Here is a 14,329-nt window from a genome sequence, read left to right on the forward strand (position 1 = left end):
ATAGCTTAACGTGTTTTCACTTATTTAGCTAAAGCACGCTTTAAGAAGTTAGGTGTAGCTAATGCACCTTGGTGAATGCCTACGTTGTAGTATTCTGTATCAAATGTTGCATTTTCAACATCTTCTGCTCTAAATGCTGTGAAGTTTTCACCTTTACGTGCCATCGTTGCTGACCATAAACCTGAAGGGTAAATTGGTTGTGGGAATGGCAGAGTTTGTAAATCGGCAAAACCAACTTCTAACATTGCTGCACGTGTTTCACGCAGTAATTGTTGGTGCATTAATGGCGATTCACTTTGCTGAATTAAGATGCCGCCAGAGCGCAGTGCTTTTAAGCAGCTAGTATAAAACGCGTGGTTAAATAAACCTTCACCAGGACCTACCGGGTCAGTACCATCAACAATAATAACATCGATTGATTCTGGTGCTGCTTCAGCCATAAACTTAATGCCATCATCAAACATCACTGTTGCGCGTGGGTCGTTGTTTGACTCACATAGTTCAGGGAAGTATTTCAACGACATTTCAGTTACAACTTCGTCAATGTCAATTTGATGAACGGTTTCAACACCTGGGTGTTTAAGTACTTCACGTAATGTACCGCAATCACCACCACCAATGATCACAACATTTTTCGGTGCTGGGTGTGAAAACAATGCTGGATGGCTCATCATTTCATGATAGAAAAAGTTTTCGCGCGTACTAACCATAGTACAGCCATCAATAATCATTAAATTACCAAAGTCTGTTGTATCGTACATTTCAACAAGTTGAAATGGAGACTGTTTTGACTCTAGTTTTTTATTGATGCGCAGTGAAAAAGCACTGCCATCACGATCACTTATTTCAGTGAACCAAGTATTAGCATCTAAATTAGACATAGTAGTTTTCACTTACCATTTATATGTTTAAAAATTGCCGCAATTTTGCCAGTGAAATGCGTGTGACTCAATTAGAAAATAAAATTATAGCCGAACAATTTAATTTTTATGGCTAGTGATTAAAAAGCAAATTAAAATATTCCTAATTATATGACTTTATGAAGAGATAACATTGGCTATAACTAACGCACGCGAAACTTATAATATCGCTCACTGGAGTGAAGGCTACTTTGATATTAACGCACAAGGCGAGCTGGTTGCATTTCCAGATAAAGATCACACAAAACAAGGTGTTTCTTTAGCCCAGTTAACTGAACAATTTAAAGAACAGGGATTAACGTTACCTGTTTTGGTTCGTTTTACCGATATTTTACAGTCGCGTGTTGATACGCTAGTAGGTGCATTCGCGGATGCAAAACAAAGCCGAAATTATCAAGGTGAATACACCTGCGTTTACCCAATTAAAGTTAACCAGCAGTCATCAGTAGTTAAAAAGCTGCTTGCTCATCAAAGTAATAAAGTAGGCCTTGAAGCTGGCTCTAAGCCTGAGTTAATGGCGATTTTAGGGGTAGCCGATAAACCAATTAAAATCGTTTGTAATGGCTACAAAGACAGTGAATTTTTACGTTTAGCATGTATCGGTCAGGCAATGGGGCATGATGTAAATATCGTGGTTGAAAAGCTCTCTGAACTTGATGTGCTATTGCAAGAAATTGAAACGCTGGGCATTGAGCCAGGCATTGGTATTCGTATACGCCTTAACTCTGTAGGTAAAGGTAAATGGCAAAATACCGGTGGTGAAAAAGGCAAATTTGGTTTAACTGCAAGCCAGGTATTAAGTGCTATTGAGCGCTTGAAAAAAGTTGGGAAAGAGCACTTACTTACACTTGTGCATTTCCACATTGGCTCGCAAATCGCCAATATTCGCGATATTCACCGTGCATTGAAAGAATGTTCGCGCCATTATGCTGAGCTTTGCCAAATGGGTGTTGCGCTTAAAACGATTGATGTAGGTGGTGGTTTAGGTGTCGATTACGAGGGTTCAGGATCACGTAATTCATGCTCGATGAATTACACAGTAGCTGAATACGCGCGCAATGTTGTAAATACCTTTGCCGACACTTGTGAAGCTAATAACCTGCCGCAGCCAGACATTATTACAGAATCAGGACGTGCACTTACGGCACATCACGCAGTGCTTATCACTGATGTAATTGATGTTGAAGAAGCGCCAAAATTACACAGCGATATTGTACTTTCAGACAATTCGCCGCAAGTATTACAAGAAATGTGGCAAGCAAAACAGCGTTTAACACCGCGTCTAGCGCTTGAAATTTACCATGATGCTATGCATTTGTTCAGCGAAGCACACGAGCAGTACGTGCACGGGTTGTTATCGATGACCGATTGGTCGCAAATCGAAACCTTATATTTCGACATTTTACGTGCAGTACGCGCTCAATTAAGTGCAAGTGCTCGTTCTCACCGTGAAGTGATTGATGATTTAAATGAGAAGCTAGCCGACAAACTGTTTGTGAATTTTTCGTTATTCCAATCATTACCGGATGTTTGGGGTATTCAGCAGTTATTTCCAGTAATGCCAATTGAACGCTTAGACGAAGCATGTACTCAGCGTGCAATTCTTCAGGACATCACGTGTGATTCTGATGGCCAAATTCGAGAATACGTCGATGGTGCAGGTATTGAAGCAAGTTTACCTATTCCTCCATACCGCCCAGGCGAGCAGTATCACCTTGCTATGTTTATGGTGGGTGCCTACCAAGAAATTTTAGGTGATTTACACAACCTCTTTGGTGATACAGATTCTGTGCATATTGAGCTAAATGACAAAGGCTTTGTACTTACCAATGCATTAAAAGGTGACAGCGTAAAAGACGTACTTAAGTATGTGCATTACAACGAGAGTGCGCTAAAAACCAATTACCAGAATCGTCTCGTGGCCAGTAATCTATCGAATGAGTTACAGCAAGCGTATTTAGAAGAGTTAGAAGCTGGACTTAGTGGTTACACCTACTTTGAAGACTGACCAGCTGTAAGACAAGAGTCTGGCTATTTATTGCTGCGCTAAAAAAGGCTAAAATATGGCCTTTTTTAGCTTGTTCATCCAATAAATTCGATAAGTTGTGTGATGTTGTATTATTTAAGAGCCCTAATTTCATTACTGTTTTACACTGTAAACACCCTGTTTTGGTTTGTACCTATTTTTATTGCAGGTTTGCTAAAGTTATTACCAATTAAACCATGGAAGGAAATGTGGAGCGTTATTGCTAAATGGTGTGCGAGTCGTTGGGTTGGCACCAACAGCATAATTCAATACATCTTTACACCAACTAAACTGGTTGTTACTGGAAGTAAAGATTTTACCTATAAAGATTGGTACTTAGTGGTTGCCAACCATCAATCTTGGGTAGATATTTTGGTTATGCAGCGTGTGCTGCATAAGAAAATTCCTTTTCTAAACTTCTTCCTGAAAAAAGAACTAATTTACGTGCCATTTTTAGGTTTAGCTTGGTGGGCTTTGGATTTTCCATTTATGAAGCGTGCCAGCAAAAGCCAGCTAAAGAAAAATCCATCGCTGCGCACCAAAGATATGGAAACCACAAAAAAAGCCTGTGCCAAGTTTAAGAATATGCCAGTGAGCATTGTGAACTTTGTTGAAGGAACACGCTTTACGAAAGACAAACATACTCGTCAAAAAAGTCAGTTTGATAATCTATTAAAACCTAAAGCAGGCGGTGTTGCGTTTGTTATGGAAGCAATGGGTGAACAATTGCATAAGCTTGTTGATGTCACTATTTGTTATCCCAAAGGCACACCAACTTTCTTTGACTACTTGGCGGGTAAAGTACCTGAAATTCGTGTACACATTGAAGTAAAACCTGTGTCATCGACTTGGGTGGGCAACTATTCGAATGATTCTGAGTTCCGTGTGCAATTTCAAACTGAACTCAATACCTTATGGCAAGGTAAAGATCAGCAATTGACTGAATTAAAGCAGTTACAAGCTGAGGAAGTGTCATGCTAGCTAAATTTTTACCGGGCGTATTACTTGCGCCAATTGTATTTACGGTGCTTGTTGGTAATGTTGTGCTGTGTGGTGGCATCGTATTTTTATTGGGACTGTTAAAAATAGTATTGCCAATACAAATCGTGCGCGATGCATTGCATTTGGCCTATAAAGGCTGGTGTAAGGGGAATTTCTTTGGCGTTTGGCTTGCGTGTGATAATTGGCAAGTTGATATTGAAGGTGAGTTAGACGAAAACGCTTGGTACTTACTGATTTCGAATCACCAAAGCTGGCTCGACATTATGGTATTGAGTGGCCTTGGTCGTTTGCCGGCGCCTAAATTCTTTTTAAAAGATGAGCTTAAGTGGGTGCCATTTGTAGGCACTGGCGCATGGGCGATGGATATGCCATTTATGAAGCGCGTGAGTAAAGCTAAAGTGTTGAAAAACCCGAAGTTAAAAGGGATGGATGTGGAGCGCACCAAACGTGCATGTCGCCATTTTCGCTTAAATCCAACGACGATTATTAATTTTGTCGAAGGCTCACGTTTTACTTCTGAAAAACATCAAAAACAGCGTAGTCCGTTTAAACACTTGCTTAAGCCAAAAGCAGGGGGGATTGCATTTGCACTTGAAGTACTTGGCGAGAAAATGGATGGTTTATTAAATACCAGCATTGTTTATCACGGTACATCTGAAACGATTTGCAAGGACATGTTATTCGGCAAGCTGACTAAAATTCATGTCGATATCAAAGTACAGACAATTTCAGCTAATTTGATTGGAGATTATCAGCATGACCGCGAGTTTAGAGTTGAGTTTCAACAAAAACTCAATGATATTTGGCAAACGAAAGACCTGCAAATTGCATTGATGCAAGAGAACCCGCAGTTACCGAAAGTGACGCCAGCGCATTCAAGTCAGTAAAAGGATTTTTATGAGCAAAATTGAGACGTTATTAGCCCCATGGTTATCAGAAGCCTTCCCTCAACTTGCTTGGTTACCAAAAGCCCTTGCTATTTGCTCCGGTATTTTAATGCTGATAGTGATTTACTTTGCTGCGAGACACTTAGTTTTACCTAGCTTTGAAAAGCTTGCTGTGTATATTTCTCCACAGCGTTTAGGCCAACTTAAACCTTTGTTAACCAAGTTAAATAGGCGCTTAGCTGGCTTTATTTGCAGTGTGACGTTTCTTTCAAGCTTTCACTATTTCTATCTTCCTGGCGAAGAAGCTGAGCTGTTTTATCGTACGGTGGGCCAAATCCTAGCGGTGATTTACAGTGGTTTTATTTTTAGCTCGCTGATTGGCATTTCTGGGGCGGCTTATAATCAGCTTAGCTTTGCCAAAGATGTGCCGATTCTGGGCATAATTCAGGTAATAAAACTAATTACCTTTATTGTTACCTCTATTTTGGTTGTCAGCATACTATTGGGTAAGTCACCAGCGTATATATTGTCTGGTTTCGGTGCACTTGCCGCGGTGTTACTTTTAATATTCAAAGATACGATTTTGGGGTTTGTAGCGAGCATTCAAATTGCGGCTAACCGTTTAGTTGCGGATGGTGATTGGATTCAAATCGACCAATATGGTGCTGATGGTGAGATTGAAGAGCTTGGCCTTAACACGGTAAAGGTGCGTAATTGGGATAAAACCATTTCCACAGTGCCAACCTACGCTCTAATTTCGCAGTCATTTAAAAATTGGCGTGGCATGCAGGAATCAGGTGGGCGCCGTATTAAACGTGCTATTAACCTTGATTTAAACAGTATTCGCATTATTGATAATGAATTTATCGAAGGCTTGAAACAGCACAGTGTTATTTGCGATGTATTAGAGCAAGAGTTGCTGCAAGAAGCACTTAGCAAAAGCAATGTCAGGTTGTTTCGTGTTTATGCAGAAGAATATCTACGCCAACACAAAGCGCTTAATCATAGCCTTACCTTAATGGTGAGAGAGCTAGCACCTAGTGCTGAAGGTTTACCTATCGAGATTTATTGCTTTAGCGCAGATAAGCGCTGGATCCCATATGAGCATTTACAAGCAGATATCATAGATCATTTACTGGCAACCTTACCGCTTTTTGCATTGCGTCCTTACCAGTATATGAGCGGTCAATTTACCCGTTAATTGTTAGGCTGAGTACCTTGTTTTGGTAGCTAATGCTTGCTTGTTGGCTGGCAAAAAACTCTGCGTAATTATGCTTGATGCGAGACATAATTAAACGCGGCTGAAAACTAAACCCCGAAACCAACAAAATACAGCTTTCTTTTGTCATCACAACTTCAAGGTGAAGTGGTTGTGAGACCTTTAAATTTAACATATAAAGCAAGTTGTAAACTAATAACGGCGGCACTGTAATTGAGCGCTCAGCAAGGTTTGGTGTCACAGAGACGGTTAAATCTCCAGCGTTTGCTAAGCGCTGCATATAACCCAACGCATTGAGCTCTTGTTGCAATTCCACTAAGTCTTGTTTACCTGCTTGCAGCTTGTAGCGCAGTAGCTCTGCTAAATCTGTAATTGACTCACTTGCGCTATCAATATTTTTATCCATCAGCGCTTCGATATTGTCTAAGCATTGGTAAAGAAACGCGGGTTGTACTTGTTGTGACAGCATCTTCAAAGTGTGATGACGAATGCTCTTTTCGATACTGGCTTTTTCGCGAACTGCTTGCGCACTTACATAGCCAATCGTCCAGACAAAGCTAAGAAATATATTAAATTTTGTTAATAATCTTACCAGCTGTTCGCGATCGGCAGGTTCAACATACCAAATATAACTAAGCAGCATGTTAGGTAAATAGAGAATCGCCACAGAGATAATCACCGCGCTAAGCACAACTAAAGCGCGATAGAAGCGCTGCTTTTGCAGCATTCGTTTGATAAAGCGACGGGTTACAAAATGCCAGACAGAAACTAACATAAGTGTGTATAGCAGCCATTCATGGGCATACTGCATTAATTTCTCTGGAGCAAAAAACGTGACCGCCACTAATGGGAAAAAGAGGATTAACGCGGCAATAATTCCCTGCGCAATATAGTAATCATTGGATTTATTCACCGCTTTTATCCTTTTTAATCGGTATTTTCAGCTCGACTCTAAACTGGTCGTTGGTGCGTTCAGAGTTAATAGTGAAATTATCGCGATATAATAGCGCTAAGCGTGCTTCTAGGTTGGTCAACCCGGTGCGCGTACCATCAGCTTGGCGGGCGGTTAAGTTAATAGGGTTACTGACACTTATACAAAGCTTTTTAGTTTGCAGATACACTGATATGGCAATGGTGCCACCTTGAGGTATTTGCGCGATACCATGCTTAATGGCATTTTCAATTAAAGTGAAAATACTCATACTAGGAACTAATAGAGTCTCACATGCCTCAGACACTGAAATATCAACGTTAAGGCGTTCCTCAAAACGCACTTTTTCAAGTTTAAGGTAATGCCGGCAGAGTAAGAGCTCTTGCTTTAATGCGATGCAATGACGCTTATTGTCAAAGTGGTGCTTAAAGAGTTGACGAAATTCAAACAATAATCGTTTTGCTTCACCGATATCTTCATACAACATGCCACGAATACTGTTTAATGAATTAAACAAGAAATGAGGATTTAACTGATATTGCAGTACATCCAGTTGTTGTTGTTTAAGTTGCGCTTTTAATTTATGTTTGTGCAAAATACCAAATGCTTGCAAGTAACACAGCATGTAAAAACAGTAAAATATGCCGTGTAAAAAGGATTCCACATAAAAGTAGGCTGGCCCTAAAGGCTTATTATAGCCTTTTACACTGGTTGAAATCGTTAGTGACATATATGAATTGGTGTCGCTGGCATTTATATAATCAGGATCATCTACTTGCTTTGTTCCACCTTCAATTTTAAATAAAAAACTACCTGGCACTGAAATCGTATGGGTGTAAGTTGCGCTGACAATACCTGTGAAAACACTAAACACTAAACCTGCTAGGTAAGCTTTTTTACCACTATTGTATTTGTGACGGATGTATTTGAGAGGCAAATAAATGCAGATAATTGGAATGATAATGATATGCACGCTGTAGTGTAGTAAACGCGCAGAATCAATATCCTCAATACGTAAAGGAGCCGACTGCCAGGCAAAACTGATAAGAAGTATAAGTGAAAATAGTAATAGATTAACGCCTATTGCCACTTTATATTTTGCCAACCAATGCAAGTGTCACCTGATGTTTAGAAAAAGCCAATTGCAAAATATAGTTTTTTAGAAAAAATGGCAATAATAGTTTGAATAATCGAAGGTTTGTTAGAGGTACGTAAACCATTATAATATTTGCTAAGAGTTTAAAAATTATGGTTTATTAAGATTTAATCTCGCAATATTAATTAAAGCAAATATACTAATTAAAGGGTGTAGATTATTTCGTGTAACTATATGTAATTTAATAATTTCTTACATAAAAATAAAGTGAATGTCGTATTTTAGGGTTTTTTTGAATGGGCTTTTTGGCTAGAATCAAACCGTATGCAACCGCAGAACAAGGATTTTTTGCCACTCTGTAGTAAGGCAGAATTGTGAATTTAAAACACATTATATATATCGTAACGCTCGCTACGTTCTTGCTCGCATCGCCCTTAATGGCACATGAGCGATTGGTAGTGGCAGTTGATCATGCTCCACCGTATAGTTACACACTTGGTGAGACACGTCCGCGTGGTTTACTTATCGATATTATGATGCGTATTTCAAAGCAGTTGAACGTATCTCTTCAGCTTATACCATGTCCTGTTTCTCGTTGCGTACAACTCATTAGGTCTGGCCAAGCCGATATTGGCGGTGCCTTTATAAAAACACCTGAGCGAGAGCGAGATATGGTGTTTCTTGATCCTGCTTATATGGTTTTAAACTCTCCCTTTGTGTTTTATGCCCAAACTGAAACTGATATCTCAGTCAATACCTATCAAGATTTGTACGGTAAGCGCATAGGTATTGTTCGCGGGGCTGCTCACTTTACCCGTTTCGATAATGATAAGAAGCTTAATAAAATAGCTGTACAAAGTGAAAGAGTTGCAATGGATTTACTTTTGAAAGGGCGTCTGGATGTGGTGATCGGTGTTGAACAAACAGCAGATCATTCATTGAGTGTGTTAAACCAACCTTCCCATCGCTTGAAAAAGTTGAATTACCGCCACGATGAACCGATCCTGGGTTTTGCCGTGGCATCAAAACGTTCTGAAAACCAAAAACTTATTACACGCGTACAGCAGGCTTTACTGGATTTAGCAAACTCAGGTGAGTTAACTCAGCTTGTTGATATATATGACTTACCTCCAGTTATAATAAAATAATAAGTTGATTCAGTATTTGTTCAGTCACAACAAATTACATTTTATAAAACTCCTAAGAATAAAGAGTAAACAATGACTTATTTCTCTTCACGTAAATTATTTAACGTTTCTATTTTAGCTGTAGCATTGGCTGCGTCTGGTTGTGCTACAACGAATGCCGAAAAAGGTGCGATGATCGGTGCTGTTACAGGTGCAGTGATAGGCAAATCAACATCAAATCATAAAAACAAACGTGCTGTGATTGGTGCCGCCGTGGGTGCTATTGCTGGTGCTGCGATTGGTGATTATATGGATCGTCAAGAAGCAGAAATGCGCGAACAGTTATCAGGTTCAGGTGTTGAGGTAGTTAGGGAGGGTGACAACTTGCGTTTAGTAATGCCTTCTAATATTACATTTGCAACGAACCAAGCGACAATTACGCCACAATTTCACGATACTTTAAACACAATTGCGAATGTACTAAATCATTACGACAAAACCTATTTGAGCATAGAAGGTCACACCGACAGCAGTGGTAGCGAAAGCTATAATCAAACACTGTCTGAGCGTCGTGCACGCAGCGTACAGCAATATTTGGTAAACCAGTCGATTATGAGTGATCGTTTATCGGTAACAGGCTATGGTGAAATGCGTCCGGTAGCGAGTAATGAAACCGCCGCAGGTAAAGCCAAAAACCGTCGTGTAGAAGTGCAAATTGTGCCTAACCAAGCGTAAGGGTGTAATTACTTAAAAAAGGCTTCCACATGGAAGCCTTTTTAGTACCTGTTGATTACTGCAGAAAAAGACTGTTAAGGTTAACACGCTCTAGTCTAACAAAATGTCTCACATACACTGTCAGCTTTACAGCTAATCACCGTTACCTTGTTGTAGCCAATACGTTGTAACTGTTCGGCAGCAAGTGTGGCACGGCCACCGGTAGCGCAGTGAAGATAAATAGGGCGGTCAGCGTCTTTTTCAATTTCAACCAGCTTCATTTCGAGTACACCGCGTGGAATATTAATTGCACCAACGGCATTTTTAATGGCATGTTCAGCAGGCTCGCGTACATCGATTAATAATCCATTATTTTGTGCTATTTCAGCTTTTGCTTGTGCTGAATCGACTTTCTTTACATTTTCTGATGCGAGCTTAATAAGATCGGGAATTGTCTTTAGCATGCTTAATCCTCCAGGCCAAATTTACGCAAAATGGTCATCATAGGGCACCATTTAGTAAATGCTGATTGTAATAAATTTATAGCAATAAACAGCGTGAAGAACACCCAGTTTGGGTGCGCAAAGAGGGTGAGTAATAGCGATACAATTAGCATTACGCCAGCAATTAATCTCAGTGCATCATTAACTTTCATATGAAAACCTAACTTATATTAGAACTTGCTATTTAATATATTAGTAAAACCTAAATTAGTAAACTCTAATATTAGACTTTTCTAATATAACGGCATATACTTTACTCAATTTTAAGAATATTGAATTGATGCATATGATGTTAGATATGGAAAAAATGCTTGAAAATGCAGCAGATGCAGAGCAATTTTTAAAGTTGATGGCAAATAAAAATCGCTTAATGATTTTATGTACCTTGAATCAAGGTGAACTAAGTGTCACTGAACTCAACCAGATTATTCCGTTAGCACAATCAGCATTGTCTCAACATTTGGCAAGCTTGCGTAAATCGAAGTTGGTTGAAACGCGCCGTGAAGCACAAACTATTTATTACCGTATTGTCGACCAACGTGTCAGTGCCATGTTAAACGCCTTGTACGAAATGTTTTGTCAATCAGAGTAAAGGGAATTAAAAATGAAGTTAACGCATCCTGTTGATCGCTTGGTTGCCAGCTCATTGCAAGGGCGCATTCCGCTTATCATTTTTATTTTTGCGCTATTAAGTGGCTTATTGGCGTTGCAATTTACGGCGCGTGAAGAAGAGCCGCAAATTGTTGTACCTATGCTTGATATTCAAGTTGCGGTTCCGAATATCAGTGCCAATCAAGTTGAGCGACAAGTTACTATTCCACTTGAAAAGTTATTGGCACAAGTGCCGGGTGTAGAGCATGTTTATTCAGTCACGCAAACGGGTGGTGCAATTGTTACGCTGCGCTTTTATGTGGGTGAAGACCGCGAAAAAGCGATTTTAAATACCTACAACAAACTTTACGCAAATCAGCATACTATGCCAAGCATTGTCGCCAATTGGCAGATTAAGCCAATTGAAGTTGATGACGTGGCTATTATGATGTTGGGACTTTGGAGTGAACAGCCGCAACTTTATGATGACTATGCACTTCGTCGTATCGCCCAAGAAGTTTCTACGCATTTACAAGCAATTGATGATACCTCTGAAGTTAAGGTGATTGGCGGGCGTCAGCGCGCAGTACAAATTTACTTAAACACCACTAATCTTGCCGCATTTAATACCACCGTAATGGATGTCTACAACGCGCTGAGTGTGTCTAACCAACTTGCTACTGTTGGTGTGCAAGTAACTAATAATCAGTCTGTGGTTTTAGAGGTGGGCGATGTATTTCGTCAAAGTGAAGCGCTTAACCGTTTAGTCGTCAATGTTATTAATGGCAAACCAGTATATTTATCCGATGTTGCCACTATTCAAGATGGCCCTACAGAACCGACAAGCTATCAATGGTATAGCAAAGTGGCTGCCGACACAGCCGATCATCCAATGGTTACTATTAGCGTTGCTAAGCAAGCAGGCAGTAATGCAGTAAGCCTTGCTAATCGTGTTTTAGCTGAGGTTGAATCACTGCAAAGCCAGCTGATCCCAGAGCATGTTAATGTTTCGGTACTTAGAAACTACGGTGAAACCGCTAACGAAAAAGTAAATAACCTGGTTTCGTCACTGGCGTTTGCGGTGTTTACTGTGGTGGTTTTTATTGGCGTATTTTTAGGTTGGCGACCGGCTATTGTGGTTGGCTTGGCGGTGCCTATTTGTTATGGTTTAACGCTTATCTTGGATATGGCGTTTGGCTATACCATTAACCGCGTAACGTTATTTGCTTTGATTTTATCACTTGGTTTACTGGTCGATGATCCCATTACCGGTGTTGATAATATCAAACGCTTTATGAGTAAGGGCAAAAATAAACAAGGCCAAATTGTCGCGGCGATGAGTGAAATTCGCCCTGCCTTGATTATGTCGACAGTAACCATTGTACTTGCTTTTGTGCCTATGGCTTTTATTACAGGCATGATGGGGCCGTATATGGCACCAATGGCGTTTAATGTGCCTGTCAGTGTGATTGTTTCAACCTTAGTTGCTTTATTTGTTACGCCGTGGCTTGCGAGTAAGTTACTAACAGATTCTCCTGTAGAGCAAGAAACCAATAACAGTGGCGACCTTTACCATAAAATATTAACGCCGATTTTGGCGTCAAAATCACGTGCTAAGATGGCGCTTTGGCTGACCCTTGGGTTGTTTGTTGCTAGCGCCTTATTGCCGGTGTTCCGCACGGTACCACTTAAGCTTTTACCGTTTGATAATAAGAATGAAGTACTAATCTTAATCGACTTGCCTGAGTCAGCCAGCTTAGAGCAAAGTGCAGCACTTTCTTCGGAAATTGCACAGCAGGTAAAGCGTGTTGCTGAGGTGAATGCTGTTGCGGTATACGTAGGTGAGCCGAGTGCTATCGATTTCAATGGCATGGTGCGTCAATATTATCTGCGTACGCGAGAAAACCTAGCTGAAATCCGAGTATTGTTGGTCGATAAAAGCGAACGCGAACATCAATCCCATGGTGTGGTATTACGGCTACGTGAATTATTGGCGCCATTTAATAAAGATGGCATCAATATCAAAGTAGTTGAGGTTCCACCAGGTCCACCGGTGTTATCAACTTTAGTGGCAGAAGTATACCGAGAGCCATTTGTCGCATTGGAACAACAGCAATTAGCGGCCCGTCAAGTAGCTGCACGATTAGCCAGTGAGCCTCATGTGGTTGAAGTTGATACCACAATGCAAGCGGCGCAAAAGATTAATCGTTTTGTGGTAGATAAAGAAAAAGCTGCATTATCGGGAATTGCGACAGAAGATATCAAACGTACCCTAATGATTGCTGGCTTTGGCGTTGAGGCGGGGACAATTGCGAATGAATCTGAGGCCGAGCCATTAGCGATAAAATTACGTATTCCTTACGCTACACGTAATCAATCAAGTGAACTTGATGGCCTTTATATTCGCGGTCGAGAAGGCATCGCACAAACTGATTTAGGGCTAGGGTTAGAAGCTGCACCCCAACCACTCGTAGCGCTTAGTGAATTAGGTGAATACCAAACGTTAACGGTTGCACAGCCTATTTTCCGCAAAGATTTACAATCAGTGATTTATGTCACTGCTGAGTTAAATGGCAGAACACCGGCGGAAGTAGTCGCTGATATTAATGCTGACCAACGTGAACAATTAGGCGATGAGCAAGCAAGCCATGTTGCTTGGCAGGACCGTCACTACCTAAATAACGGTGGTGGTGAATTATGGTCAATTCCAAAAGGCACTTGGCTTACTTGGAGTGGTGAAGGCGAACTACGAATAACTGCGCGCGTGTTTAGGGATATGGGCATTGCATTTGCGTTTGCACTGACAGGTATCTTCTTTATTCTTCGCTTACAAACGGGGTCATATGCGTTGTCGGGCATTATTATGTCGGCAATCCCGTTAACTGTGATTGGTATTATGCCGGGGTTTTGGATAATCAATCAGTTTGGTGAGCGCGAGATTGCAAATAGCCCTGAGCCGATTCTATTTACTGCAACTGCGATGATAGGCATGATTGCCCTTGCGGGTATTGTGGTGAGAAATTCACTTATTTTGGTTGAATTTATCAGCGCAGCGCGCGCTCAGGGTGAATCAATAAAACAGGCCTTATTAATGGCCGGCAGCGTGCGTATGCGCCCAGTGTTGCTTACAGCTGGCACCACATTATTGGGTAACCTAGTGATTATTCTAGACCCTGTGTTTAGTGGTTTAGCGCTCGCCATTATCTTTGGCATTATTTCTTCCACCCTATTTAGTTTGATTATTGTGCCCGCCGTTTACTATTTGGTTTTCGATGAGTCACAAAACAGTGATCAAGAGCGTCAGGAGCAATAA

General features: G+C 40.7%; 13 protein-coding genes. 8 read left to right on the plus strand and 5 right to left on the minus strand.

From position 1 onward, the window contains the following. Positions 1-20 precede the first annotated feature (20 nt). Positions 21-881, minus strand: coding sequence for a polyamine aminopropyltransferase (gene speE / locus ABYD77_RS01400; protein ID WP_372766276.1), 861 nt, complete (start codon positions 879-881; stop codon positions 21-23). Positions 882-1,053: 172 nt separating this feature from the next. Between speE and speA the strand changes: the two genes are divergently transcribed. The 4 genes from speA to ABYD77_RS01420 all read left to right on the plus strand — a co-directional run bounded on the left by speA (position 1,054) and on the right by ABYD77_RS01420 (position 6,036). Next, positions 1,054-2,928, plus strand: a complete 1,875-nt coding sequence (gene speA / locus ABYD77_RS01405) for a biosynthetic arginine decarboxylase (protein WP_372766278.1) — start codon at positions 1,054-1,056, stop codon at positions 2,926-2,928. Between the two features lie 102 nt (positions 2,929-3,030). Next, on the plus strand, positions 3,031-3,927 hold the full coding sequence (locus ABYD77_RS01410; protein WP_372766280.1) for an acyltransferase: 897 nt from the start codon (positions 3,031-3,033) through the stop codon (positions 3,925-3,927). Next, a complete protein-coding gene (locus ABYD77_RS01415; protein WP_372766283.1) occupies positions 3,921-4,835 on the plus strand; it encodes an acyltransferase in 915 nt (304 codons plus the stop codon). Before ABYD77_RS01410 ends, ABYD77_RS01415 begins: the two co-directional genes overlap by 7 nt. 10 nt (positions 4,836-4,845) lie before the next feature. Further along, positions 4,846-6,036 carry a mechanosensitive ion channel family protein gene (locus ABYD77_RS01420; protein WP_372766285.1) on the plus strand — a complete coding sequence of 397 codons (1,191 nt, stop codon included), beginning with the start codon at positions 4,846-4,848 and terminating at the stop codon, positions 6,034-6,036. Here the strand turns inward: ABYD77_RS01420 and ABYD77_RS01425 are convergent. After that, positions 6,026-6,967 (minus strand): histidine kinase, encoded by a 942-nt coding sequence (locus ABYD77_RS01425; RefSeq protein ID WP_372766287.1) that lies wholly within the window; start codon positions 6,965-6,967, stop codon positions 6,026-6,028. The genes ABYD77_RS01420 and ABYD77_RS01425 overlap by 11 nt on opposite strands. Then, positions 6,960-8,099: a sensor histidine kinase gene (locus tag ABYD77_RS01430; protein WP_372766289.1), complete on the minus strand. Its 1,140-nt coding sequence runs from the start codon at positions 8,097-8,099 to the stop codon at positions 6,960-6,962. Before ABYD77_RS01430 ends, ABYD77_RS01425 begins: the two co-directional genes overlap by 8 nt. Positions 8,100-8,455: 356 nt before the next feature. Here ABYD77_RS01430 and ABYD77_RS01435 point away from each other — a divergent pair, with 356 nt between their 5' ends. Together ABYD77_RS01435 and ABYD77_RS01440 are read left to right on the plus strand one after the other, a co-directional pair. Continuing rightward, complete coding sequence (locus tag ABYD77_RS01435) at positions 8,456-9,229, plus strand: substrate-binding periplasmic protein (protein WP_372766291.1); 774 nt, start codon at positions 8,456-8,458, stop codon at positions 9,227-9,229. Between the two features lie 72 nt (positions 9,230-9,301). Further along, positions 9,302-9,943 carry an OmpA family protein gene (locus tag ABYD77_RS01440; protein WP_372766292.1) on the plus strand — a complete coding sequence of 214 codons (642 nt, stop codon included), beginning with the start codon at positions 9,302-9,304 and terminating at the stop codon, positions 9,941-9,943. 95 nt (positions 9,944-10,038) lie between these two features. Here the strand turns inward: ABYD77_RS01440 and ABYD77_RS01445 are convergent, their stop codons facing one another. After that, entirely contained in the window at positions 10,039-10,386 is a 348-nt protein-coding gene (locus tag ABYD77_RS01445) for a rhodanese-like domain-containing protein (RefSeq protein WP_372766294.1), read from the minus strand. A gap of 2 nt (positions 10,387-10,388) precedes the next feature. Next, positions 10,389-10,577, minus strand: a complete 189-nt coding sequence (locus ABYD77_RS01450; RefSeq protein ID WP_372766296.1) for a DUF2892 domain-containing protein — start codon at positions 10,575-10,577, stop codon at positions 10,389-10,391. A 134-nt stretch (positions 10,578-10,711) separates the two neighbouring features. Between ABYD77_RS01450 and ABYD77_RS01455 the strand changes: the two genes are divergently transcribed. Continuing rightward, the gene (locus ABYD77_RS01455) at positions 10,712-11,017 is read left to right on the plus strand and encodes an ArsR/SmtB family transcription factor (protein ID WP_372766298.1); all 306 of its coding nucleotides are present in this window, start codon (positions 10,712-10,714) and stop codon (positions 11,015-11,017) included. Between the two features lie 12 nt (positions 11,018-11,029). Beyond that, positions 11,030-14,329: an efflux RND transporter permease subunit gene (locus ABYD77_RS01460; RefSeq protein WP_372766300.1), complete on the plus strand. Its 3,300-nt coding sequence runs from the start codon at positions 11,030-11,032 to the stop codon at positions 14,327-14,329.

Origin of the sequence: Pseudoalteromonas sp., assembly GCF_041629635.1 — a bacterium.
GTDB lineage: Bacteria > Pseudomonadota > Gammaproteobacteria > Enterobacterales > Alteromonadaceae > Pseudoalteromonas.